Origin of the sequence: Gilliamella sp. wkB292, assembly GCF_001690235.1 — a bacterium.
Lineage (GTDB): Bacteria > Pseudomonadota > Gammaproteobacteria > Enterobacterales > Orbaceae > Gilliamella > Gilliamella apicola_F.
Genome location: NZ_LZGO01000048.1, coordinates 24,018 through 48,417, shown reverse-complemented (window position 1 = coordinate 48,417; position 24,400 = coordinate 24,018). Strand labels below are relative to the sequence as shown.

Genomic DNA, 24,400 nt, shown 5'->3' with positions numbered 1-24,400 from the left:
TCCAATTTGGGCGCTATTTTTTTGTCAATTGAATTATTTGCTATCCACTTATAGAAATGTTGCTATAGGTAAGATAAATTTAATACTTGTTAGTATTTATTTTGTATAATTGCAACTAATAAGAGTATATTCAATTAATGTAATTGGTAAAAAATAACATTATATGAGTTAAAATACTTAAATAAATATAAAAGCAATGTGAGTAATTATTAGAGAACATTTATGGAACAAAATATTATTATGACAACAAAACAACCGATTAAAGGTCGTATCCATTCTTTTGAATCTTTCGGTACAGTTGATGGGCCGGGAATTCGCTTCATTGTTTTTTTTCAAGGTTGTTTAATGCGTTGCTTATACTGTCATAATCGCGATACTTGGGATTTAAAAGCGGGCAAGGAAGTGACAGTTGATGAGTTAATGAAAGAGATAGTTTCTTATAAAAGCTTTATTATGCCCAATGGTGGTGGCGTTACCGCATCGGGCGGAGAAGCGACATTACAGTCTGAATTTATTACTGAGTGGTTTAAAGCTTGCCATAAAGAGGGCATTAATACTTGTTTAGATACCAATGGTTATGCTAGACAGATCGATCATACTCTAGAAGAGCTAATGGACGTGACTGATCTGGTTATGCTTGATTTAAAACAGTTGAATGATGAGATACATCAAAAGTTGGTCGGTGTATCAAATAAACGTGTATTAGAGTTCGCTAAATATTTACAAAAAATTAATAAGAAAACTTGGATTCGATATGTTGTTGTTCCAGGTTGGACGGATGATGATGACTCAGCACATTTATTAGGTAAATTTATCCAAGGCATGAGTAATATCGAACGAGTAGAGTTATTACCTTATCATAAACTTGGTGCTTACAAATGGGAAACGTTTGGTGATAAGTATCAATTGGAAGGCGTTGAAGCCCCACCAAGGGAGACACTTGATAGGATTCAATCTATTATAGAAAGCTACGGCCAACCTGTGACATTTAGTAAGTAATATCATCCTTAAATTAAACAGGCACAAGATTTGTGTCTGCTTAATTAGCGAATTCTTTTTCGCTTTATCGCTCTTAGTACAAATATACTTCCTTCCAACGCTAATACACAAACAGATAACCAAATAAATCCATATGAAATAATATGCTGTGATGGGATTGATTCGTGTAAGAATAATAGAGAAACACAAGTTAGTAAAACTGGCTCTACATAGCCGAGCAATCCAAATAAGCCCATAGGTAGTAATCTTCTGGCAACAAAATACATGGCAAAAGCAATAGCGGTAATTATCCCAAGCATAGGGATAAAGATATGAAAATGGGTTAAATCATTAATAATTTGTTGTACGTTATAATTGAAAATAAAATAACTAAGACAACCTAAAAAAATGAAGAAAAAATCTGAAAAGGTCCCTGATATGCTTTCTATTTGTAGTTTTCTTCTTGTCATAAAGTAAATTGGATAACCAAGCGCTATCACTGCTGTTTCCCATGAAAAGGCTCTGGTTGTGTAAATTTCTAAACAGACACCAATAGCGGCAAGAGTGACAGCAATTTTTTGAAAAAATGTTAATGTTTCTCCATAGAAAACTTTGCCAAAAATGACCATTGCTAGGGGTAATAAAAAATATCCCAAAGATGCAGATAAACCATGACCATTAAGCGGTGCCCAAATAAAAATAAGCATTTGGATGGTCAAAAGTAATGAGGATACTATCAATCCCAAAAGTAATACTGGTCGTTGTTTTATTCGCAAAAATAGATCAGCAATAGCTGACCATTGTTTTTCAAAACAGATAAGAATAATGATTGCAGGAAAAGACGTTAATAATCGCCAGCAAAAAATATCGACAACCGAAAGCGGCTGTAGTAATACTGGATAATAATAAAGTAATCCAAAAAGACATGATGCAAGTATTGAAAGGACAACACCTTTTATCATTTTTTCACCTAAATTAATAAAAAAATAGCGCTATTAGTAGCGCTATCTTAAGCTAAATTGATTTATCTTTAACCAATCACTTCTACGCCATTCATGTAGGGTACTAATACTGATGGTACTTTGATAGAGCCATCAGCCTGTTGATAGTTTTCCATAATCGCAACAAGAGTTCGTCCTACCGCTAATCCAGAACCATTTAAGGTATGAACTAGGTAAGTTTTATTATCTGCTTTATTGCGATAACGTGCTTGCATTCGACGAGCTTGGAAATCCCACATATTTGAACAAGACGAAATTTCGCGATAAGTATTTTGAGCTGGCACCCATACTTCAAGATCGTAGGTTTTACATGAGCCAAAGCCCATATCACCGGTACATAATACGATTTTTCGATAAGGTAGCTCAAGTAGCTGTAATACCTTTTCAGCATGCCCAGTTAGCTCTTCTAATGCTTTCATGGACTCTTCAGGTTTGACAATCTGAACAAGCTCCACTTTATCAAATTGATGCATTCGAATTAAACCACGGGTATCTTTACCATAAGAACCCGCTTCAGAGCGGAAACAAGGCGTATGAGCCGTCATTTTTAATGGTAATACACTTTCATCTAGAATTTCATCTCGCACTAAATTAGTAACGGGTACTTCTGCTGTAGGGATTAGTGCATAATTACTGCTTTCGGCCTCTTCATCAAGTGGTTTAGTGTGAAATAGGTCACCTGCGAATTTTGGTAATTGCCCGGTACCAAATAGGGTAGCTTTATTGACGAGGTATGGCACATAGATTTCTTCATAACCATGTTGCTCGGTATGGAGATCTAGCATAAATTGCGTTATCGCTCGATGTAAACGTGCAATTTGTGATTTCATAACAACAAAACGTGCACCGGTAAGTTTTACACCAGCAGCAAAATCAAGCCCACCAAAACGTTCACCTAAAGCAACATGATCAAGTACCGGAAAATCGAATGTTCTTGGTGTACCAAAACGGGATACTTCGACATTGTCATTTTCATCTTTGCCATCAGGAACGGAATCATCAGGAATATTTGGAATATTTGATGCAATATCTTTGATTTGGTTAAGTAGGATTTCAAGCTCTGCTTTTGCGGTATTGAGCTTTTCACCAAGTTTATTGACTTCTTCACGTACAGCCGTGATATCTTCGCCACGAGCTTTTGCTTCACCAATCGCTTTAGAGCGGGCGTTACGTTCAGCCTGTAAGTTTTCAGTTTCAACTTGTAAAACTTTTCGTTTTTCTTCTAGTTGACTTAATGTTTCAACATCTAATTTAAATCCGCGTCGAGATAATTTTTTGGCAACAAGATCTAATTCATTTCGAAGTAAGTTTGGATCCAACATAAAAAAAGTCCATTATTATTTATTAAAGCTATCTATCTACTTGAACCGTTATTTTAATCTAGCTAACAACATATATAAATAAAAAAGTAGATTGATAAAAGATATAAAGTTTGTGAGCTTAGTATACTAGAATTATGCCGGGATTCAACCGAAATGGCGCACCCGAAGGGATTCGAACCCCTGACCGCTCGGTTCGAAGCCGAGTGCTCTATCCAGCTGAGCTACGGATGCTTGTAAGTTCGTAAAAAAATGGTGCATCCGAAGGGATTCGAACCCCTGACCGCCCGGTTCGTAGCCGGGTACTCTATCCAGCTGAGCTACGGATGCGTTTTAGAATTTTTTAAAATGGTGCATCCGAAGGGATTCGAACCCCTGACCGCCCGGTTCGTAGCCGGGTACTCTATCCAGCTGAGCTACGGATGCATATTTTAAATTTTTAAAAATGGCGGTGAGAGAGGGATTCGAACCCTCGATGCAGCTTTTGACCGCATACTCCCTTAGCAGGGGAGCGCCTTCAGCCTCTCGGCCATCTCACCAAAACAACTGTGATTTGGTTTCAACAACAAAATCACAATGTGTGGCGCACATATTACGTTCTAGAAAAAATAAGTCAAACATTTTTTCGTTTGCGCGCACTAGTTGTTTATTTCCTGCCCAATATTACTCTTTGGGCTCAGATATCTCATCAATTTTGTCTTGCGAATGATGGATTCTGTTATATATTTCTTCTCTATGGATAGAAACTTCTTTAGGTGCATTGATACCAATTCTGACTTGGTTACCTTTGACGCCTAAAATAGTAATGACTACATCGTCACCAATAATTAATGTTTCACCTACTCTCCTAGTTAAAATTAACATTAGATCTCCTAATATCAGTTAAGTATATATCCAAACAATTTTAAGATATAGCTTCGTCAGCCTTCCATCGGTGAGACAGAAAGACGGAATTTTACAGAATACACTCTAATGTTTAATTAATATTCATTTGAGCATATCTGGCTAACTTGCTTGTAATTTATTACTGATTTCCTTTTTTACAGAAGATAAAGCTTCTGGTAACGCCGAAAGATCCATTCCACCTGCTTGAGCGAAATCAGGCCGCCCACCGCCCTTACCACCTACTTTTAATGCTAATTGAGAAACTAATTCGCCAGCTTTCACAATGCCTAATAAGTCATTAGTTACGCCAGCTGCTAAATTGATTTTGCCATCATTGACAGCAGCTAAAACTATGACGCCTGTTTTTAATTGATTTTTAAGATCATCAATCATTGTGCGCAACAGCTTAGCTTCGACGTTATCAAGTTTAGCAATTAGTAAGTTTTTATTATTGATTTTTTCACATTGATTTAACAATTGTTGACTTTCTTGGCTAGCTTTTTCAGCCTTCAATTGCTCAATGGTTTTTTCTAACACTTTAGTTTGATCAATTAATTGTTCAACTCGTGTTAAAATTGTCGATTTGTCACTTTTTATAAGTAATCCAATTTGATTTAACAAATTAGCTTCATAATGGATGTATTCCATCGCATTTTGCCCAGATGTTGCCTCAATTCTGCGAACACCAGAAGCGATGCTTGACTCAGAAGTGATTTTAAATAAACCTATATCACCGGTTCTACTAACGTGAGTACCACCACAAAGTTCAATTGAAAAATCACCCATAGTTAATACGCGTACAATTTCTTCGTATTTTTCGCCGAATAATGCCATTGCACCTTTGCTTTTTGCTTGATCAATAGGCATTAATTCTATCTCAACTGGCAAGTTGCGTCGTATCTGTTGGTTAACCAGATTTTCGATTTCAATCAGTTGCTCTGATGTAATTGCTTGATTGTGCGAAAAGTCAAAGCGTAAGTAACTATCATTAACCAAGGAACCTTTTTGATGAACATGCTTACCTAATATTTGTTGTAATGCCGCTTGCAATAAATGGGTCGCTGAGTGGTTACGACGAATACGTTCTCTTAGTTCAACATCAATAGCTGCTGTTACTGTATCACCAACTTTTAGTGATCCTTTAGTAATATTGCCTATATGTCCAATACTTTTACCGTATTTTTGGCAATCGATAACTTTAAATTCAACGTTTGCAGCAGTTAACACGCCTTTATCGCCGATTTGTCCGCCTGACTCGCCATAAAAAGGTGTTTTATCTAGTACAATGATGGCTTCATCACCAGCATTAATACTTTCGACTTTATGGCCACCTTGGAAAATGGCAATCACTTTGCCTGAAGCTTCAGTTTCCTGATAACCTAAAAATTCGGTTTTATCATCGAGTTTAATAACATTACTGTAATCGACACTAAATGCACTAGATTCACGAGCTCGCTTGCGTTGCTCTTCCATACATTTATTAAAACCATCTTCATCAATTGTGATGTTTTTTTCTCGGCATACATCGGCTGTTAAATCCAATGGAAAGCCATATGTATCATAAAGTTTAAAGGCAATATCGCCGGGCAACACAGAACCAGTTATTTTACCTAATTCTTGATCGAGTAAAAATAATCCACGTTCAAGGGTTTTTAGAAATTGTTCTTCTTCGGTTTTAAGGGTATTTTCAACCATTTTTTGATTATGCGCTAATTCTGTTGCAGCGCTGCCCATCACCTCAATTAATGGTTTAACTAGTTTGTAAAAGAAAATATCTTTTGCACCAAGCATATGACCATGTCGTACTGCTCGTCGAATAATGCGACGCAATACATAGCCTCGACCTTCATTAGAAGGCATTACGCCATCTGAAATCAGAAAAGCACAAGAACGAATATGGTCCGCTATAACACGTAATGATTTACTTTCTAAGTCTTTAGTTTGAATGATTTGAGCCGTATCTTTAATGAGTTTTTTGAACAAATCAATTTCATAGTTAGAGTTAACATGTTGCAAAACTGCTGCAATTCTTTCTAATCCCATACCGGTATCGACAGACGGTTTAGGTAAAGGTTCCATAGTACCATCAGGATGGCGATTAAATTGCATAAATACAATGTTCCAGATTTCAATGAATCGGTCACCGTCTTCTTCAGCACTACCTGGAGGTCCTCCCCAAATATGATCGCCATGATCGTAAAATATTTCAGTACAAGGTCCACAAGGTCCTGTATCACCCATTTGCCAAAAATTATCTGAAGCATAAGGCGCGCCCTTGTTATCACCTATGCGTATAATCCGTTCTTTAGGTATACCAATTTCGTTTTGCCAAATAGAGTAGGCTTCATCATCAGTTTCATAAACAGTGACAGTTAATTTTTCTTTAGGAAGATTAAACCATTCTTTACTGGTTAATAACTCCCAAGCAAAATGAATCGCATCATGTTTGAAATAATCACCAAAACTAAAGTTACCTAACATTTCGAAAAATGTATGATGACGAGCAGTATAACCTACATTATCAAGGTCATTATGTTTTCCACCAGCTCGTACACACCGCTGTGCGGTAGTTGCTCGAGTGTAGGAACGCTTATCTATTCCAAGAAATACATCTTTAAATTGATTCATTCCTGCATTAGTAAACAAAAGAGTTGGATCATTATGTGGAACAAGGGAACTACTTGCGACAATTTCGTGTCCTTTGCTATGGAAAAAGTCAAGAAAATTTTGACGAATTTCTGCAGTGCTTTTCATTTAGGCTTCCATATTAAACGATAGATTTTTAAACATAGTAATATACCCGTTACAACTAAAGTTGAAAAGTAAATATTCTTTATACTGCGGTGAATCTAACTAATATAACAAGTAAATATAAGGAAAAATAAAAATGATATAGTGAGCTTTCTTTGTAATGGGCTGTGTTTAATTTAACTGTATTATATTCTAGGTATTATACAAACTTAAGTCAATAAATTACATGCGGTTTTAATATTATCTTGGCTATAGCCTCTAGCGGTTAAAAATTGAATTACTTTCTGTTTTTGGCGATAATCTTTTTTAATATCAATGAGTTTAAACTTTTTCAATAATTGTTGATGAGCAATTTTACTCCAATTAATGTCTGTTATTTGTAATAGTTCACGGCTTAAATCGACGTCCAGACCACGCTGTTTTAACTCTAATGCAATTTTATATTGACCATAACCTTTATTGGCGCGTATAGCAATATATTTTTCGATATATTGTCTGTCATTCATCCAATTGTGATCGATACAATATTGAATAACATCAGCGGTTTCAATTTTTAATTGATTTAACTGTTCATGATATTCATCTTCTGAGCATTGTATTTTTTTAGCAAAAAATTGCACTATTTTATTTTGTAATTCATAAGATGAATGATCGCGCTGTGCAAGTAATTGCACAGCTTTATTTAAAATTAATTTATTAAGTTTTTTACTCATGACTAAAAGTTGTTGTCTTCTTCTGATACAACTTCGTCATCATCAACAGAGAAAACAGCAGGGCTGTTTAGCAGTAAATCTCGTAATTTGGTTTCAAGTTCTTGGGCGATTTCAGGATGCTCTTGTAAAAACTTGATAGAGTTAGCTTTACCTTGACCAACTTTTTCACCATTGTAACTGTACCATGCACCAGCTTTATCAACGAGCTTATGTTTTACACCTAAATCAATTAATTCACCTTCTTTAGAGATACCACATCCATAAAGAATTTGGAATTCTGCTTGTCTAAATGGTGCTGCAACTTTGTTTTTGACCACTTTAACACGTGTGTCACTACCAATAACATCTTCACCTTCTTTAACAGCTCCAGTACGCCTTATATCTAAACGAACAGATGCATAGAATTTAAGTGCATTACCACCGGTTGTTGTTTCTGGATTACCAAACATAACACCAATTTTCATACGAATTTGGTTAATAAATACTACTAAGCAATTAGCATTTTTAATGTTAGCAGTTAATTTACGTAATGCTTGTGACATTAAGCGGGCTTGTAATCCCATATGAGAGTCGCCCATTTCACCTTCGATCTCTGCTTTTGGTGTCAGAGCAGCAACAGAGTCGACGATAATGACATCTACAGCACCAGAACGCACTAATGCATCACAAATTTCAAGTGCTTGTTCACCTGTATCGGGTTGTGAAACTAATAAATCATCAACTTGTACACCTAATTTTGCTGCATAAATTGGATCTAAAGCATGCTCAGCATCGATGAAAGCACAAGTTTTACCTTCTTTTTGTGCTTGCGCAATAACAGATAAAGTTAATGTAGTTTTTCCTGATGATTCTGGTCCAAAGATTTCGACAATTCTACCCATTGGTAGTCCGCCAATACCTAATGCGATATCAAGCCCTAATGAACCAGTTGAAACCGCGTCAACATCTAACGTTTGGGTATCCCCTAAACGCATAATTGAACCTTTACCAAATTGTTTTTCTATTTGACTTAATGCTGCTGAAAGTGCACGTTGTTTGTTTTCGTTCATATTATAAAATTCCGATTAGTAAGGATATTGATGTACATTATACTGTATTGTTATACAGTATCAAGTTTTTTTTATGTTTAATAAGTATTTAATTAACAGTAGCAACTAGTTGATAATATTTTACTTATTTGTAATGAAATAATAGCGTTAAGTTTGAGTTTAAAGATACTTGTATTTTAACTTTTATCCAATATAGCTTTCTCATTTTTATATGGTTAAATTGCGTTTGTGCGTTGCAGGTAGATTAAATTTTATCATCAAATTGTAGCAATTTGCTTAGGTAATACTTTCATAAAAAAAAACCATTTGTTATTATTAGCAGCGAAATATCTTAACCATTATATGTAGTGTGTTGAAGTAATTATTCCCAATAGTCGTTTTCGAATTAATGAATCAATTTTTTAATGAAATATAATGTTAACTAGAAAAAACTCTATAAATTAGGGCTATTATTTATTGTAATAAGGAAAATAATGACCATTGCTCAACCTCATTACGTATTATGTTCAAATTGTGATTTACTCACTGAACTTTCACAGGTCACATCCGGGCACAAAGCTGTATGTCCTCGCTGCAATACAACGTTGGCAAAAAAAAATATTAATATGAAGTTTAGAGCAACGATGTATGCTATTTGTTCTTTAATTATGATTGCCGTTGCTTGCAGATTTATTTTTATTGATATACGCTTAGTAGGCAATTTTAATGGTGTGAGTATTTTAGATATTCCTAGTATTATGTTCTTTGACAAGTACAGTTATCTATCTGCATTATTTATTGTATTTGTTTTAGCTTTTCCTATTTTTAATCTTGCTATTATCACTGTCCTTTGTTCTAAATTGTCATTGTCAAAATATCGAAAAAGAGATCTATTAATTGTTTATGAAAAATTACAACATTGGTGTATGCCTGAAATATTTTTAACCGGTATTTTGGTGAGCTTTGTTAAGTTAATGAGTTACGGTAGCATTGGTGTAACTGAAACTTTTTGGGCCTTTTGTTTGTTTGTCTTTTTTTATATAAAAGCTGATGTGATTTTTTCTCCAGAAACGATTTGGAACGAAATCCATAATAATAATTTTGCTAATGATGAATTAAAAGTAGGTAAGACAGGAATTTGTCAGCATTTAAAACTGTGTCATTATTGTGAGGCGATTTTACCTGAACATTATGTCAAATGTCCTCGTTGTAAACAAAAAAGCCAAACAAGAAATAGAAATAAAATACAATGGACTATTGCTTTATTAGTGACATCGTTAATTATCTATATTCCAGCTAATTTGTTTGGAATTATGATAACAGTTGTTTTTGGTTCGCCATCAAGTTCAACTATTCTCGATGGCGTTATTTATATGTGGCAAGCAGGTGATATACCGGTTGCATTAGTCATTTTTATCGCCAGTGTAGTTATTCCGATTTTGAAAATTATTTCGCTTAGCTGGCTTTGTTATTTTGCTTTAGCAGCCAAGAAAAAACATCGACATAATTGTCTAAAAATGAAGAAACTATATACCGCTGTTGAATTTATTGGTAAATGGTCAATGATTGATATTTTTGTGGTATCGGTTGTCTGTTCTTTGGTTAGAAATCAGCAAATGATGGGCGTTTACCCCGACATCGGCGTAATATTTTTTGCAACAGTGGTGATTATTACCATGATTGCATCACAAAATTTTGATCCTCGATTAATTTGGGATCGTACAACGAATAAAAAAATAGAATAATAGGAACAATATGGTAACAACAAGTAAATTAGCAAAAATAATTAAAATCAGAGCTATTTCAGCAATATGGATAATACCAATTGTCACTGCTGTTGTTGGGCTTTGGATTATTTATTCTCATTATGCTGACCGTGGCACTCCATTTACCCTACTTGCTAAAGATGCAAGTGGTATTGTTGCAGGTAAAACGGTAATCAAAAATCGTAGTGTCGATGTGGGTATTGTTGATGAAGTAACCCTATCGGATGATTATAACCAAGTGGTGGTTAAAGGTCGAATCTATAACGATATGAAACCATTACTTAAAAATGATTCAATATTTTGGGTTGTGAAACCCGAGATAGGTCGAGATGGTGTTACCGGCTTGAACACTATCTTGTCAGGTGTATATATTGAGTTAGCATCAGGTAATGATACACATAGCTTTAAAAATAATCCTTTTATTTTATCAGACACGCCGCCGTTATCTGACCCAAGTATCAAAGGTATACGGTTGAATTTAGAAAGTGATCAAAATGGTGTCGTTCCTCGTGGTGCTTCGGTTATGTTTCATGGTTATCGTGTTGGGAATGTTGAAACATCACAGTTTGATGTTGGTTCACGTAAAATGAAATATCAAATTTTTATCACTCAACCTTATGATGCATTAGTGACCCAAAATGTGCGTTTCTGGAAAGAAGGTGGTATTAATTTAACGTTATCATCAATGGGTGCGAGTTTAAATGTGCCTTCATTAGATGTTTTATTGTCAGGTGGCATTAGTTTTGATTTACCGGATGGATCAAAGTTAGGTGCACCCGCTGAGCAATATTCTGTATATAAGTTATATGAAAATAAAAAATCCATTCAAGATTCACAATATACTGAATATAAAGAATTTCTTATTATGCTATCTGATTCAATATCAGGGCTTTCTGAAGGTGCACCGGTTGAATATCATGGTATTCGATTAGGTACCGTTTCGAAGGTTCCATTTTATACCCCAGAAATGTTAGAACAATCTTCAATTCTTAATCAAAAAGTTCCTGTTCTGATAAGGATTGAACCAGACCGCTTGTCGGAACTTGTAGATCAGAAGATAGATATTGCTACACTTATTATGGATGAGCAAAAAAATGGCTTAAGAGCATCTTTGAAAACATCAAATATGTTTACTGGTGCACTTTATATCGATCTGGATTTCTATTCTGATCTGAAAAATAAGTATGATGTTAAAAAGTCAAAACAATTTGGTTACGACACGATTGACACCACATCAACAGGAATTGCTCAAATACAAGCTAAAATTATACAATTACTTGATAATTTTAATAATTTACCACTTAATAACACGATGTCTCAATTTAATAAATCACTTGCTTCAAGCGAGCGGTTAATGAATTCGATAAATCAAATTATGGCAAGTAAAGAAATGCAAAATATGCCAAAAGATCTTCAAAAGGCTATGCATTCATTAAATGAGACCATGAAAGGATTACAACCAGGTTCTGATTTGAATAATCAAATGAAAGAAAGTCTACAAAAAGTGCAACAAATGATGGATGAATTAACGCCATTACTTAATACCCTCAATGATAAAAGTAATGCATTGATATTTTCTGCACCGAATAAGAAAGATCAAGAACCTAAAGCTAAAGGTACAAAATGATGGTTAAAATAATACGACACCTAATCTCAATTGTTGTTGCAATATCGCTGAGTTTATTAGTGGGATGTTCTTCTAATGCGCCAAGCAAAAGCTATTTTCAATTAGCGAGTGATTTACCTAACCAAACGTCACACTCAATGAAAAAAACTCAGCATTTTATTTGGATTGAAACGGTAGATGTGGCAAATTTTTTAAATAAGCCAGGAATTGTTTTGCAAACAGATGATATTAAATATGTAACTGCAACAAACCATCTTTGGGCATCCACTTTATCGCAACAACTTCAAGATCGCGTAGTTCAAGACTTAAGTGTTTTTCTTCCTGATTATTTAGTTTCCAGTAAATCACTATCAACACCAACTTTAACGGTAAAATTGTTTATTGAGGGTTTCCATGGTAGTTATTCAGGCGATGCGCTTATCAAGGGAAGATGGGTTATAACAGATAGTCATAATAACATCGAGACTAAACCCTTTGAACGCCATATTCCTCTTATGACCAACGGTTATGATGCATTGGTTAAAGCGTTATCTAAAGGTTGGCAAGAAGAAGAGCAAGATTTTGCAAATTCAATAACGCGTTAATTTAAAAATAAATATTCCGTCATTAATATGACGGAATATGAATGGTTATTTAAGTTAAATTGTGTTTGAATTGATTGAATACTTCATTATCTATTTCCACCCATTTACGCACACTATTTATAAAAGCAATTTTTTGTGCTTGTAACAGGTCAGCTTTATTGATGACTTGTTCTACCAAATGGTGATTGTTTATGTAATATTGTCGCATCGTTCCGGGCAATAACCCCGAACTGACAGTAGGGGTAACCCATTGTTGATTGATAAATAAGGCAATATTGCCATTAACGAATTCGGTAATTTCGTCTTTTTCATTAAAATTAATATACTCATGTCCTTTAGTAATATGCGCAAAATGTTGCCTGTTCGTTGTTTTATGGTACAGATAAACATTATTGCTATTGACAGGCTTTGGCGCCAACGTTATTTTATTTAACGGCATACCAAAATCAATTTTATCAATATCTAAATGATAACTACTGTCCTCAATTTTCAGTAACAATCTGACTTTATAGTTACCTTTGCGATACCGATTTGCTAACTCAACGAGCTGAAATTCTATTGATTTTGTATCACATTGAACATCAAAATAATTAGCAGAATCAGCAAGTCTAGCTAAATGCTCTTCTAATAAAAAAAATTGGCCTTCTTCAAGTAACAAAGATTCAATAATCGCATCAGGAATTGATGATTTACGGGTTAATATAGCTGTTTTAGCGAGGATTTCGTCGTATTCATCTTCTGCGGTTGAATCCCATGTAATTCCCCCTCCAACGCCATAACTCATTTGTTGATTATGAATAGTTAATGTTCGTATTGGTATATTAAATGTTGCTTGCTGCATATATGGATTAATATAGCCGATTGTGCCACAGTAAACCCCACGTGGTGAATTTTCAATATTGGCAATAATTTGCATAGTACTTGTTTTTGGTGCACCAGTTATTGAACCACAGGGAAAGATAGCTTGAAAAATCTGATATAACCGAATATTTTCTTTTAATGTTCCCTGAATTGTTGAGGTTAATTGCCAAACGGTAGGATATTTTTCTGCAGTAAATAATTGAGGAACAGTGACGGATCCTGGCTCTGATATTTGACTTAAATCATTGCGCAGCAGATCGACAATCATCATATTTTCAGCGAGATTTTTTTCTGACATTAATTGTGATAATTGTTGGGCATCTTGTTGATGATTTATCCCTCGTTTCGTTGTCCCTTTCATCGGTTTTGTGGTTATTAATCTGTTTTCTATTTTAAAAAATAGCTCGGGTGATATCGATAAAATGTGATAATCATCAAATTCTAAATATGCACAATAATTGGCAAAATTATTTTTTTGTAAAAAATGATAGTAATCAAGGGGTGATTGTGTAAAAGGTGCTTTAAATGCAATCGTATAGTTAGTTTGATAAGTATTGCCCAATTCAATTTGTTCACGGATATAATTGATCTTTTGTTGATATTCATTAATTGTAGTGTCACTCATCAATTCAAGTGATTGTGGGGTGTAATCATGATATGGCAAAGACTCAACAATGGAATACTGATCAAAAATACCAAATAACAGTAAAGGTAAATCTTGGTTATTATGGCTATTAATTTTGGTTTGATTTGATTGATTTAATCCCACTGCTGCTTCATAAGCTAAATAGCCAACAGCATAATAGCCTTGTTGGATAAACCCTTCGATCTCCTGTAAATATTGATTAACTAATGAGTAATCATTAGTCTTTATTATCGAGATAGGATTGCAAAAATACTTATGCTGACTTTCGAAGTCGATATATATTTTCATGTTATTATTTACCTATGTACAAAATTATGAATGATTTGTAAACCAAACTCAGTTTTAATCGCTTCTGGATGGAATTGTACGGATTCGATAGGTAATATTTTATGACGTAATCCCATAATTATTCCTTGTTTATTGCGCGCAGTAATAATAAGAGGCGATTTGTCTAAAGGTAAATTGTCATAGGCAATTAAAGAGTGGTAACGAACAACTGATAAGGGATTTTTAATGTCTTTAAACAACCCTTGACCATCATGAACTATCTGATCAATTTTGCCGTGCATTGGTTGTGGTGCTTTTCCAATTTGATACCCATAGTATTGAGCAATAGCTTGGTGACCAAGACAAATTCCAAGTATTGGACAGGTATTAGAAAATTCGGCAATAACCTCAAGTGATATGCCTGCTTGGTTCGGCGTCCCGGGTCCTGGTGATATAACGATTTTAGTAAAATCGAGTTGTTTCAATTCAGTAATCGACATTTCATCGTTTTTAATTACTTTTACATTAGTACCGACTCGGCACAAGTAGTCGTAAATATTAAAAGTGAAAGAATCATAGTTATCAATGAGTAAAATCAAAATAGTATCCACTTTTTATCAGTCATTAACATTATTACAAATTTGCGTTAATAAAAAATCACATGGGTGCCTTCATTATACAAACAACTTTTAAAAAAAGAGATGTTCTTTTCAATTGATGTTTTATTTTCATTCTTATTTTTTGATATCAACCAGTTAGCTTTTCTTGAATTTTTACCAAATTGAGTCTCTTTTTGTGACAGTAATCACAAATACATACAACTCTACTTGTATGGTAGTGTTTGATCGATTAATTTGTTACTACACAAATTAATTATGAGGTATTCAATGAAAATCGTAAAAGCAGACGTTTTTGTTTGTAGTCCAGGAAGGAATTTTGTCACATTAAAAATAACGACAGATGACGGCGTATATGGCGTAGGTGATGCAACACTCAATGGACGTGAGCTTTCCGTCGCATCATATCTTAAAGATCACCTTTGCCCACAATTAATAGGACGAGATGCCAGTCAAATAGAAGATATCTTTCAATATTTCTATAAAGGTGCCTATTGGCGTCGAGGGCCTGTGACGATGTCAGCGATATCTGCAATAGATATGGCATTATGGGATATCAAAGGTAAAGTTGCCAATATGCCACTTTATCAATTATTAGGTGGCGCTTCTCGCACCGGGGTAATGGTGTATTGCCATACCACGGGTAAAGATATTGAAGAAGCATTAGATGATTATGCTAAACATAAAGAAATGGGCTTTAAGGCTATTCGAGTGCAGTGTGGCATACCGGGAATGAAAACCACCTACGGTCAAAGTAAAGGTAAAAACTTAGCTTATGAACCGGCAACACGAGGTAACTATCCAGAAGAGCAGTTTTGGGCAACCGACAAATATCTTGATTTCACACCAAAATTATTTGAGGCAGTAAGAAATAAATTTGGTTTTAACGAACATTTATTGCATGACATGCACCATCGTCTAACACCAATTGAAGCGGCTCGATTTGGTAAAAGTGTTGAAGATTACCGCCTGTTTTGGATGGAAGACCCAACACCAGCTGAAAATCAAGAATGTTTCCGTTTAATTCGTCAACACACTGTAACCCCCATTGCTGTAGGTGAAGTATTTAACAGTATTTGGGACTGTAAACAGTTAATTGAAGAACAGCTTATTGATTACATCCGAACCACAATAACCCATGCAGGCGGTATAACTCATATGCGTCGAATAGCTGATTTTGCGTCGCTTTATCAAGTTAGAACTGGCTCACATGGTCCATCAGATTTATCACCAATCTGTCATGCAGCTGCACTTCATTTTGATATGTGGGTACCTAACTTTGGCGTTCAAGAATTTATGGGTTACTCAGAGCAGATGTTAGAAGTCTTCTCGCCAAACTGGACCTTTACTGATGGTTATATGCACCCAAGTGACAAACCAGGTTTAGGTATCGATTTTGATGAAAAATTAGCACAAAAATATCCATACAACCCAGCCTATTTGCCGATTGCTCGTTTAGAAGATGGCACATTGTGGAATTGGTAATTTTGTTATAAAGCAAACTAAAGGAATTAATATGTCAACTTTAGAAAATATTAAAGAAAAAGAAAATCGTAATATTATTAAACGAGTAGCTATTGCTTCATCTATAGGTACTGCTGCTGAATACTATGATTTTTTTGCTTATGGTACAGCTGCAGTTCTATTTTTTGGTCAGTTGTTTTTTCCAAGTGATGACCCATTTATTAGCACACTTGCAGCTTTTGCTACTTATGCGGTTGGCTTTTTTGCTAGACCAATTGGTGGTATCGTATTTGGTCACATGGGCGATAAAGTAGGGCGTAAAAAAGCATTAGTTATTACTATTTTAATTGTAGGTCTGGGTACTTTTCTGATCGGGTTGCTACCAACTTATGCTTCAATTGGCTGGTGGGCACCAGTGATTCTAATTTTGATTCGTGTATTACAGGGCTTTGGTGTCGGCGGTGAGCAGGCAGGAGCAGTACTTATGACTGCAGAATATTCGCCTCCTCAAAAACGTGGATTTTTTTCCAGTTGGGTTCAAATTGGTGCGCCATTAGGATTCTTATTACCATCAGCATTATTTGCGTTATTGACATCAATTCTTTCTGAAGAACAAATGATGAGTTATGGTTGGAGAATTCCTTTCTTATTAAGTTTACTCTTAGTTGTATTGGGTTTATTTATTCGATTACGAATTGATGAGTCTCCAGTTTTTGAAAAAATCAGAGAAACTAAGGCAGTTGAATCTTCAATGCCGTTAAAAGATGTTATGAAAAATTATCCAGGAATTGTTATCAAGGGTGTGGGAGCTAAACTCATTGAAGCATGCTCATTTGCAATGTTTACTGTCATTGTTTTAGCATATGTAAACGTAAATAATTTAACTAAAAGCTATGTGCTAGACGCAATTATTGTGGCTGTTGTGATCGAAATTTTTACTATTCCTTTAATGGGGGCTTTATCTGACAAATGGGGTAGAAAGAAAGTTTACATACTAGGTGCAATTATTCAGGTAATTTTTATTATTCCATTTTTCTTAATGATAAATACGCAAAATTATATATTGATTCAAATTGCAATGATCATAGTTTTACCAATTGGTCATGCTATGTGTTATGCCCCACAAGCTTCATTTTTCCCAGAATTATTTCCAACAGCGATACGTTGTAGTGGTATAGCCCTAATTTGGCAAGTAGGTTCATTAATAGGAAGTGGTATTTTAGGACTTTGCGCAGTTAAAATATTACAAATTTATAATGGTCATTATACAGGGCTTGCACTTTATGTTGGTTTATTAGGGATTGCATCTGTAATCGGTATTGCATTGTTACCAGAAACGGCTCCAAACAAAATTAAAAAAGAATATCAGCAATGGACTGCTAAATAATGATACTTTTTAACGAGAGATTTATTATGAAATTATCAAATCAAACTTTATCACAACTACCAAAGGAGGTAGTTGTCCCTACTTATGATAGAAGCAAGATTAAAACCAAAATTGTTCATCTTGGCTTCGGGGCATTTCATCGTGCTCATCAGGCGGTCTTTGCGGATATTTTAGCTAATGAACACAATAGTGATTGGGGTTATTGTGAAGTGAATTTAATTGGTGGTGAAAAACAGATTGAAGATTTAAAACAGCAAGATTTTTTATTTAGTGTTTGTGAAATGTCTTATGATAACTGGAATACTCGTGTTGTAGGTGTTGCAAAAGAAGCACTACATGCAGATATTGATGGTATTGAGAAAGTGTTAGGTGTGATGACTCGTCCAGACATTGCAATTGTGTCAATTACTGTAACCGAAAAAGGTTATTGCTATCTACCATCAACGGCATCAATTGATACCAATAATCCATTAATTAATCATGATATTGCTAATCCCCATACACCTAAATCGGTTCCTGGTGTGATTGTAGAAGCCTTACGTTTACGTAAAGAGCGAGGATTAAGACCTTTCACCGTTATGTCTTGTGACAATATGCCTGAAAATGGGCATGTCACTCGTAATGTTGTGCTAGCCTTAGCTAAGCAGCGAGATGAAAATTTAGCGCAATGGATTGAGGATAATGTGGCTTTCCCATCCACAATGGTTGATCGAATTGTACCAGCTGCAACGCCAGAAACGATGGCCAAAATAAAAAAACAGCTTGGTGGTATTGATGATCCGGTCGGTATCGCTGGTGAACCCTTTAGACAATGGGTGATTGAAGATAATTTTGTGTCTGGCCGTCCAGAGTGGCAAAAAGCAGGCGCAGAATTAGTTAAGGATGTATTGCCTTATGAAGAGATGAAATTACGCATGTTAAATGGTAGTCATTCCTTTTTGGCTTACCTAGGTTATTTAGCCGGTTACTTGCATATTGATGAATGTATGCAAGATCCTAATTATGTAAAAGCAGCCAGACATTTAATGCTAAATGAACAAGCAACTACCCTGCGCGTTAAAGGTGTTGATTTGTCAGCTTATGCTGATTCGTTACTTGATCGTTATCGCAACACCGGTTTAAAACATCGAACTTGGCAAATTGCAATGGATGGAACGTTAAAGCTTCCACAGCGTATGCTTGATTCGGTTCGCTATCATTTGGCTAATGGTACGCCATTTGATTGTTTGGCTTTAGGTATTGCAGCTTGGATGCGTTATGTGAGTGGCGTGGATGATAATGGTAACGTTATTGACGTTTGCGATCCAGCAGCCGAGCAATTAAACGAGTTGGTTTCAAACACTCCTGATAATCAAGATCGCGTTAATGCGCTGTTATCTTTAACACATGTTTTTGGGGAGGATCTACCAACAAATCCATTGTTTATTGAGCAGATAACTAACGCTTATCTTTCTTTACGCGACCTAGGCGCAAAAGAGACAGTTAAACAATTAGCTCAAAATTTTTAATTCCACTAACAATAATTAATAACAAAGTGCAATGATCGTTAGATGATTGCACTTTTATTATTAAATAAAAAACTTTTCTTATATTCAAAAATCCCCTACTATTCTTTTTTATTCTAGTCTGTTATTTAAAAATCATATATGTTCAAATCTGAAGCGTTAACTGTCTCAGAACCAGTTAATCAACAAATTTATCGCCAATTAAGAAAGGCAATCATCACTTGCCAAGTATTACCTGGTGTTTTATTGTCTGAAAAAGACATTGCGGGTCAGTTTAATGTTTCACGCCAACCTGTTCGTGAAGCTTTTATTAAACTAGCAGAAGCTGGATTGGTCCAAATTCTTCCACAACGTGGCACTTATGTAACGAAAATATCAGTTAAAAAAGTCATTGATGGTCAATTTATTCGTGATGCTGTTGAGTGTGCAATTATTAAACGTGCTGCACAAGAAATTACTGATTCAGATCTTTCATTACTCGAAAAGAATCTAAAAGAACAAATTGATGCTAATAAGCGTAAAGATATTGGTTATTTTCTTGAAAAAGATGATGAGTTTCATCAAATTATAATGAATGTTATTGATTGCCCCATGGCATGGGAAACTGTTGAAAATATCAAAGCAATGATGGATAGGGTAAGATACCTTACTTTAGAAGATATATCCCCACCAGAAGACCTAGTTAAACAGCATGAAAAAATCGTTATTGCATTAAAAAAGCATGATCCAGAAATGGCTACACTTGCACTTCATGAGCATTTAGCAACTATATTAAACACGATAAAAATAGTATCACAACATCATAATGCGTGGTTTGTTGATTAACTTAATTTAACTTAATTTAACTTAGTTCAGTAAAATTTATTTTGACTAATATAATCTTCAAAAATTTTAGCGCTATTGATAATTATACCAATAAATATTAGTAGCTTAATGCATAACCTATAACTTTTACTGCTAATATTGTGTGCTAAGCGTTGAAGCTTTTCTTAATCGTAATAACTAATGGTTATTTTCTGATTAGCTAATCATAAACATATCAATAAACTAAGGTTTAGTTATCCTTGATGAAGTTGTCTTAAATGTCATTGAGTGTGTCTATCAGGGATAGATAAATTGGGATGCATTTTGTTATCAAAAATTTTAAAGTTAGATTAAATAATGAATCAATTTATCATTTAATTATATTTGTGATTTGAACATAATAATGTATTTAATAAATTACCGATTTCTATTTTGTCATTGTTGATTTATTATCAGGAATAAAATAATGGTTTACCTATTTTAATGACCATTACCTTGCGATTAATTATTGCCAACTTTAAAATAAAAATACTCGGTTTTTATATGATAAAACGAATTAAAATATGTGTTAGCGGCCTTGTTCAGGGTGTAGGGTTTCGGTTTTTTACTTATCAACAAGCACAAAAGCTTGGTCTGTTAGGATATGTTAAAAATTTGGATAATGGTAATGTCGAAATTGTCATACAAGGTGATAATTTACAACTGACTCAGTTTACACAGTGGCTTTTGCAAGGAGGGCCGGCTTCTGCTCATATTACGGATATAAAAAGTTGCGAATTATTACCTGAAAATGGATTAACTTCTTTTAATGTCAGATATTAATTTAATAAAAAATAAAGTAAAATGGAAAAATTATTAAACTTCAAGATAATGATTTTTCCTTATAATTGATCAATCTTATTTGCGTGATTAATGTATGTTATGAATAAAAAAAATATAATCTGTATCTTGCTTATTATTGTGGTAATTGGCGTCTATTATAATTATCAAAAAGACAATGACGCAACTCCGCAATCCTCTGTTACTTTAACTGATACGCCAATTTATCAGAGTGATGACATGACAACAGATGTGTATGATTTATCAGGCGAAATTGTATACAAGATTGAATCTAGCAAAGTACGACATTTTGATGATTCAAATAATACGGAATTTGATCTTCCCAATTTAACGCTTTATGATCAAGACCACACTGTCACATGGCATATTAAAGCCAAAAGTGCGACGTTGACTGATGATAAACACATTTACCTTTATAATGATGTTCAATTGGATAATTTGACCCCCAATGCTCAATTACAGCGAGTTAACACCGATAATGCTGTTATTGATTTAAATACACAACTTGTAACGTCTAAAGATCCAGTTACTATCAAAGGTGTTGGTTTTTACTCAACAGGTCTAGGATTAGCTGGCGATTTGCAAGCAAAAACTGCAAACATACTTGAGAATGTTAAAACATATTATAATACCGAGGCACAATAGAACATGAAATTGCAACAACAGCTACTTTTTCCATTATTTTTTATGCTATCAACATCGTTTGCTTGTTTTGCAGATGAGCCAGTAAAAACAACAACACAAACCAAAACTGATCAAAAGATGTTTGTTGACAATAAACCAATCACTATTGATGCCGATAATCAACAGATTGATATTGATAAAAATATTATTACCTTTACTGGTAATGTGCAAATTGTTCAAGAGGGATTAACTATCTGGGCAGATAAAGTTGTGATAACTGATATGCAAGACTCGACAAAACAGAAAATTACCGCTTATGGTAACCCAGTAAAGTTTAAACAAATATTGCCAGAAAATAACAAAATTGTTACAGGTCATTCGGATCAAATTATTTACAATGTGAAACAAAGCAATGTTGTTTTACAAGGAAAGGCAGAGTTATTTCAAGAAGATAATCATATAGTTAGCCAAGTTATTACCTATGATGTTAAAAAACAGCTAATTATGGCTCAGCCTAAAAGTGGTCGCGTAAAAAGTACAATTATCCCAAGTCAAATTAAAGAGATAAAAAAATAATATGTCAACTTTAAAGGCTGTAAATTTAGCCAAAGTATATAAAAAACGAAGAGTTGTTGAAGATGTTAGTTTGACGGTCAACTCAGGTGAGATTGTTGGATTGCTAGGGCCAAACGGCGCCGGTAAGACAACAACGTTTTATATGGTGGTAGGAATAGTCACATTGAATGCAGGTAAAATTTATCTTGATGATCATGATATCAGTATTTTACCTCTACATGAAAGAGCGCAAAAAGGGATTGGCTATTTACCTCAAGAGGCGTCTATTTTTAGAAAACTATCTGTAATTGATAATATTATGGCGATTTTAGAGACGCGCCGAGATATCGATAAAAATGAAAAATTAAATCGGGCTGAAGAATTGCTTGAAGAGTTTCATATCACCCATATTCGAGATAGTATTGGGCAGTCTTTATCGGGTGGTGAAAGGCGTAGGGTTGAAATTGCAAGGGCGCTGGCAGCCAATCCTAAATTTATTTTACTTGATGAACCTTTTGCTGGTGTCGACCCTATTTCTGTTATTGATATTAAAAATATTATTAAGCATCTACGTGATCGAGGGCTAGGTGTATTGATTACCGACCACAATGTTCGCGAAACCCTTGATGTATGTGAGCGTGCTTATATTGTTAATAAAGGTCATTTAATTGCTGAAGGAACACCAAATAGTATCTTAAGTAACGAATATGTTAAAAAAGTCTACTTAGGAAATGAATTCCGATTATGATTAAACCAAGTTTACAACTGAAAGTTTCCCAACAACTATCGATGACACCACAATTACAATTGGCGATTCGACTTTTGCAGTTGTCAACTTTAGAGCTACAACAAGAAATTCAAACTGCACTTGAAAATAATCCCTTGTTAGAAGTGGCTGATCAGTATGATGAAATCAGTGTTGAACAAAATACTTCAGATGAAAATATCGATACTCGACAAGCGTTAGATAGTCAAGAGATCCCTGAAGATATACCATTAGATGCTTCGTTAGATGATATTTACACAGCAGGAACACCTTCAGGCACGCATTCTGACTATCGTAATGATGAGTTGCCTATTTATCAAGGCGAAACGCATGAAACATTACATGATTACTTAAAATGGCAGCTTGAATTAACGCCTTTTAGCGATGTTGATCGCGCCATTGCGGTATCGATTATTGAAGCGATTGATGAAAGAGGCTATTTAACAGTTTCGTTAGATGAAATATTAGAAGAGCAGGGTAATAGTGAAATTGAATTGACTGAAGTTGAAACGGTTTTAAAGCGAATCTGGCATTTTGATCCAATTGGCGTGGGTGCTAGATCGTTGCAAGAGTGTTTATCAATTCAAATTCAACATGTTACAGTTCCTTCATTAGTTAAACAAATTATTAATAATTATCTTGATTTATTGGCAACCCATGATTACAGAACTTTAAAAAAAGTATTCAATGCCAGTGATGAACAATTAAAAGAAGCGATTAATTTTATTCAGCATTTACATCCCTATCCAGGTGATGCTGTCAACACAACACCTCCAGATTATGTTATCCCAGATGTGCTAGTCAAAAAAGTAGATGGCAAATGGATTGTTGATTTAAATAATGATACGGTACCGACTCTACGCATTAACCAGCAGTATGCGGCGATGGAAAAGTTAGCCAGTGAAAGTGATAGCCAATACATAAAATCACATCTACAAGATGCCAATTGGTTTATCAGAAGTGTTGAAAATCGCAATGAAACTTTACTTAAAGTAAGTCAATTTATTGTTGAACATCAACAGCAGTTTTTTGAACATGGCGCAGAGTCTATGAAACCTATGATTCTATCGGATGTAGCGGCTGCAATTGACATGCATGAATCAACCATATCTCGTGTAACGACCCAAAAATATTTACAATGCCCAAGTGGCATATTTGAGTTAAAATTCTTTTTTTCTAGTCATGTAAATACCGATTCTGGTGGTGAAGCATCTTCTACCGCCATTCGTGCATTAATTAAAAAGTATATTTCAGGTGAAGATAGTAAAAAGCCATTGAGTGATAGCAAGTTAGTGTCTATTCTTGAGGAACAAGGAATTATTATTGCTCGTCGAACTGTGGCAAAATACCGTGAAGCGTTATCAATCCCTTCATCCAATCAAAGAAAACAACTTTAATAATAAAGCTATTTG

At 34.6% G+C, this 24,400-nt stretch carries 21 protein-coding genes and 4 tRNA genes; 13 read left to right on the top strand and 12 right to left on the bottom strand.

Features of this window, described 5'->3' with window-relative positions; translation table 11 throughout:
- Positions 1-222: 222 nt before the first annotated feature.
- Positions 223-999, top strand: coding sequence for a pyruvate formate lyase 1-activating protein (gene pflA, locus A9G09_RS05280; protein WP_218056844.1), 777 nt, complete (start codon positions 223-225; stop codon positions 997-999).
- Positions 1,000-1,043: 44 nt separating this feature from the next.
- Here pflA and rarD read toward each other — a convergent pair whose 3' ends face one another.
- The 10 genes from rarD to recA form a co-directional block, all read right to left on the bottom strand.
- Positions 1,044-1,940: an EamA family transporter RarD gene (gene rarD / locus A9G09_RS05275; protein ID WP_065633849.1), complete on the bottom strand. Its 897-nt coding sequence runs from the start codon at positions 1,938-1,940 to the stop codon at positions 1,044-1,046.
- A gap of 68 nt (positions 1,941-2,008) precedes the next feature.
- Entirely contained in the window at positions 2,009-3,301 is a 1,293-nt protein-coding gene (gene serS, locus A9G09_RS05270; RefSeq protein ID WP_065633848.1) for a serine--tRNA ligase, read from the bottom strand.
- 154 nt (positions 3,302-3,455) lie between these two features.
- Positions 3,456-3,532 (bottom strand) — tRNA-Arg (locus tag A9G09_RS05265).
- Between the two features lie 19 nt (positions 3,533-3,551).
- Positions 3,552-3,628 (bottom strand) — tRNA-Arg (locus A9G09_RS05260).
- A 19-nt stretch (positions 3,629-3,647) separates the two neighbouring features.
- Positions 3,648-3,724, bottom strand: a tRNA-Arg gene (locus tag A9G09_RS05255).
- 20 nt (positions 3,725-3,744) lie between these two features.
- Positions 3,745-3,837 (bottom strand) — tRNA-Ser (locus A9G09_RS05250).
- A gap of 124 nt (positions 3,838-3,961) precedes the next feature.
- A complete protein-coding gene (csrA, locus tag A9G09_RS05245; RefSeq protein ID WP_065633847.1) occupies positions 3,962-4,162 on the bottom strand; it encodes a carbon storage regulator CsrA in 201 nt (66 codons plus the stop codon).
- A 141-nt stretch (positions 4,163-4,303) separates the two neighbouring features.
- Positions 4,304-6,937, bottom strand: a complete 2,634-nt coding sequence (gene alaS / locus A9G09_RS05240; protein WP_065633846.1) for an alanine--tRNA ligase — start codon at positions 6,935-6,937, stop codon at positions 4,304-4,306.
- Between the two features lie 206 nt (positions 6,938-7,143).
- Complete coding sequence (locus A9G09_RS05235) at positions 7,144-7,647, bottom strand: regulatory protein RecX (RefSeq protein ID WP_065633845.1); 504 nt, start codon at positions 7,645-7,647, stop codon at positions 7,144-7,146.
- Positions 7,648-7,649: 2 nt separating this feature from the next.
- A complete protein-coding gene (gene recA / locus A9G09_RS05230) occupies positions 7,650-8,696 on the bottom strand; it encodes a recombinase RecA (RefSeq protein ID WP_065633844.1) in 1,047 nt (348 codons plus the stop codon).
- Positions 8,697-9,169: 473 nt separating this feature from the next.
- Here recA and A9G09_RS05225 point away from each other — a divergent pair, with 473 nt between their 5' ends.
- From A9G09_RS05225 to A9G09_RS05215, 3 genes are read left to right on the top strand one after another with little or no spacing between them, the layout of a single operon-like run.
- Positions 9,170-10,420 carry a PqiA/YebS family transporter subunit gene (locus tag A9G09_RS05225; RefSeq protein ID WP_065633843.1) on the top strand — a complete coding sequence of 417 codons (1,251 nt, stop codon included), beginning with the start codon at positions 9,170-9,172 and terminating at the stop codon, positions 10,418-10,420.
- A 10-nt stretch (positions 10,421-10,430) separates the two neighbouring features.
- Positions 10,431-12,068 (top strand): intermembrane transport protein PqiB, encoded by a 1,638-nt coding sequence (gene pqiB / locus A9G09_RS05220; RefSeq protein ID WP_065633842.1) that lies wholly within the window; start codon positions 10,431-10,433, stop codon positions 12,066-12,068.
- The gene (locus A9G09_RS05215; RefSeq protein ID WP_065633841.1) at positions 12,068-12,652 is read left to right on the top strand and encodes an ABC-type transport auxiliary lipoprotein family protein; all 585 of its coding nucleotides are present in this window, start codon (positions 12,068-12,070) and stop codon (positions 12,650-12,652) included. The genes pqiB and A9G09_RS05215 overlap by 1 nt, the downstream gene beginning before the upstream one ends.
- Before the next feature lie 49 nt (positions 12,653-12,701).
- Here A9G09_RS05215 and pabB read toward each other — a convergent pair whose 3' ends face one another.
- Together pabB and A9G09_RS05205 are read right to left on the bottom strand one after the other, a co-directional pair.
- Positions 12,702-14,447, bottom strand: a complete 1,746-nt coding sequence (gene pabB / locus A9G09_RS05210; protein WP_065633840.1) for an aminodeoxychorismate synthase component I — start codon at positions 14,445-14,447, stop codon at positions 12,702-12,704.
- An 8-nt stretch (positions 14,448-14,455) separates the two neighbouring features.
- On the bottom strand, positions 14,456-15,025 hold the full coding sequence (locus A9G09_RS05205) for an aminodeoxychorismate/anthranilate synthase component II (protein ID WP_065633839.1): 570 nt from the start codon (positions 15,023-15,025) through the stop codon (positions 14,456-14,458).
- A 288-nt stretch (positions 15,026-15,313) separates the two neighbouring features.
- On the opposite strand from A9G09_RS05205, the gene manD reads away from it, so the two are divergent.
- From manD to A9G09_RS05160, 9 genes are all read left to right on the top strand, one after another.
- The gene (gene manD, locus A9G09_RS05200) at positions 15,314-16,528 is read left to right on the top strand and encodes a D-mannonate dehydratase ManD (protein ID WP_065633838.1); all 1,215 of its coding nucleotides are present in this window, start codon (positions 15,314-15,316) and stop codon (positions 16,526-16,528) included.
- A 31-nt stretch (positions 16,529-16,559) separates the two neighbouring features.
- Positions 16,560-17,894: an MFS transporter gene (locus A9G09_RS05195; RefSeq protein ID WP_065633837.1), complete on the top strand. Its 1,335-nt coding sequence runs from the start codon at positions 16,560-16,562 to the stop codon at positions 17,892-17,894.
- A 26-nt stretch (positions 17,895-17,920) separates the two neighbouring features.
- Complete coding sequence (locus A9G09_RS05190; protein WP_065633836.1) at positions 17,921-19,402, top strand: mannitol dehydrogenase family protein; 1,482 nt, start codon at positions 17,921-17,923, stop codon at positions 19,400-19,402.
- 138 nt (positions 19,403-19,540) lie between these two features.
- On the top strand, positions 19,541-20,224 hold the full coding sequence (locus A9G09_RS05185) for a GntR family transcriptional regulator (RefSeq protein ID WP_065633835.1): 684 nt from the start codon (positions 19,541-19,543) through the stop codon (positions 20,222-20,224).
- Positions 20,225-20,746: 522 nt separating this feature from the next.
- Entirely contained in the window at positions 20,747-21,025 is a 279-nt protein-coding gene (gene yccX / locus A9G09_RS05180) for an acylphosphatase (RefSeq protein ID WP_065633959.1), read from the top strand.
- Positions 21,026-21,124: 99 nt separating this feature from the next.
- The gene (gene lptC / locus A9G09_RS05175) at positions 21,125-21,688 is read left to right on the top strand and encodes an LPS export ABC transporter periplasmic protein LptC (protein ID WP_176700950.1); all 564 of its coding nucleotides are present in this window, start codon (positions 21,125-21,127) and stop codon (positions 21,686-21,688) included.
- Between the two features lie 3 nt (positions 21,689-21,691).
- Positions 21,692-22,243 carry a lipopolysaccharide transport periplasmic protein LptA gene (lptA, locus tag A9G09_RS05170; protein WP_081297485.1) on the top strand — a complete coding sequence of 184 codons (552 nt, stop codon included), beginning with the start codon at positions 21,692-21,694 and terminating at the stop codon, positions 22,241-22,243.
- Between the two features lies 1 nt (position 22,244).
- Positions 22,245-22,970: an LPS export ABC transporter ATP-binding protein gene (gene lptB, locus A9G09_RS05165; protein ID WP_065633833.1), complete on the top strand. Its 726-nt coding sequence runs from the start codon at positions 22,245-22,247 to the stop codon at positions 22,968-22,970.
- Positions 22,970-24,385: an RNA polymerase factor sigma-54 gene (locus tag A9G09_RS05160; RefSeq protein WP_065633957.1), complete on the top strand. Its 1,416-nt coding sequence runs from the start codon at positions 22,970-22,972 to the stop codon at positions 24,383-24,385. Before lptB ends, A9G09_RS05160 begins: the two co-directional genes overlap by 1 nt.
- Positions 24,386-24,400 lie beyond the last annotated feature (15 nt).

What these genes read in the sequence shown, in the direction of transcription:
- lptB (WP_065633833.1), top strand. Translation starts at nt 22,245, where the DNA reads ATGTCAACTTTAAAGGCTGTAAATTTAGCCAAAGTATATAAAAAACGA.
- recA (WP_065633844.1), bottom strand. Translation starts at nt 8,696, where the DNA reads ATGAACGAAAACAAACAACGTGCACTTTCAGCAGCATTAAGTCAAATA.
- A9G09_RS05215 (WP_065633841.1), top strand. Translation starts at nt 12,068, where the DNA reads ATGGTTAAAATAATACGACACCTAATCTCAATTGTTGTTGCAATATCG.
- serS (WP_065633848.1), bottom strand. Translation starts at nt 3,301, where the DNA reads ATGTTGGATCCAAACTTACTTCGAAATGAATTAGATCTTGTTGCCAAA.
- pqiB (WP_065633842.1), top strand. Translation starts at nt 10,431, where the DNA reads ATGGTAACAACAAGTAAATTAGCAAAAATAATTAAAATCAGAGCTATT.
- lptC (WP_176700950.1), top strand. Translation starts at nt 21,125, where the DNA reads ATGAATAAAAAAAATATAATCTGTATCTTGCTTATTATTGTGGTAATT.
- A9G09_RS05195 (WP_065633837.1), top strand. Translation starts at nt 16,560, where the DNA reads ATGTCAACTTTAGAAAATATTAAAGAAAAAGAAAATCGTAATATTATT.
- yccX (WP_065633959.1), top strand. Translation starts at nt 20,747, where the DNA reads ATGATAAAACGAATTAAAATATGTGTTAGCGGCCTTGTTCAGGGTGTA.
- csrA (WP_065633847.1), bottom strand. Translation starts at nt 4,162, where the DNA reads ATGTTAATTTTAACTAGGAGAGTAGGTGAAACATTAATTATTGGTGAC.
- pabB (WP_065633840.1), bottom strand. Translation starts at nt 14,447, where the DNA reads ATGAAAATATATATCGACTTCGAAAGTCAGCATAAGTATTTTTGCAAT.
- manD (WP_065633838.1), top strand. Translation starts at nt 15,314, where the DNA reads ATGAAAATCGTAAAAGCAGACGTTTTTGTTTGTAGTCCAGGAAGGAAT.
- alaS (WP_065633846.1), bottom strand. Translation starts at nt 6,937, where the DNA reads ATGAAAAGCACTGCAGAAATTCGTCAAAATTTTCTTGACTTTTTCCAT.
- A9G09_RS05185 (WP_065633835.1), top strand. Translation starts at nt 19,541, where the DNA reads ATGTTCAAATCTGAAGCGTTAACTGTCTCAGAACCAGTTAATCAACAA.
- A9G09_RS05225 (WP_065633843.1), top strand. Translation starts at nt 9,170, where the DNA reads ATGACCATTGCTCAACCTCATTACGTATTATGTTCAAATTGTGATTTA.
- A9G09_RS05235 (WP_065633845.1), bottom strand. Translation starts at nt 7,647, where the DNA reads ATGAGTAAAAAACTTAATAAATTAATTTTAAATAAAGCTGTGCAATTA.
- A9G09_RS05190 (WP_065633836.1), top strand. Translation starts at nt 17,921, where the DNA reads ATGAAATTATCAAATCAAACTTTATCACAACTACCAAAGGAGGTAGTT.
- pflA (WP_218056844.1), top strand. Translation starts at nt 223, where the DNA reads ATGGAACAAAATATTATTATGACAACAAAACAACCGATTAAAGGTCGT.
- lptA (WP_081297485.1), top strand. Translation starts at nt 21,692, where the DNA reads ATGAAATTGCAACAACAGCTACTTTTTCCATTATTTTTTATGCTATCA.
- rarD (WP_065633849.1), bottom strand. Translation starts at nt 1,940, where the DNA reads ATGATAAAAGGTGTTGTCCTTTCAATACTTGCATCATGTCTTTTTGGA.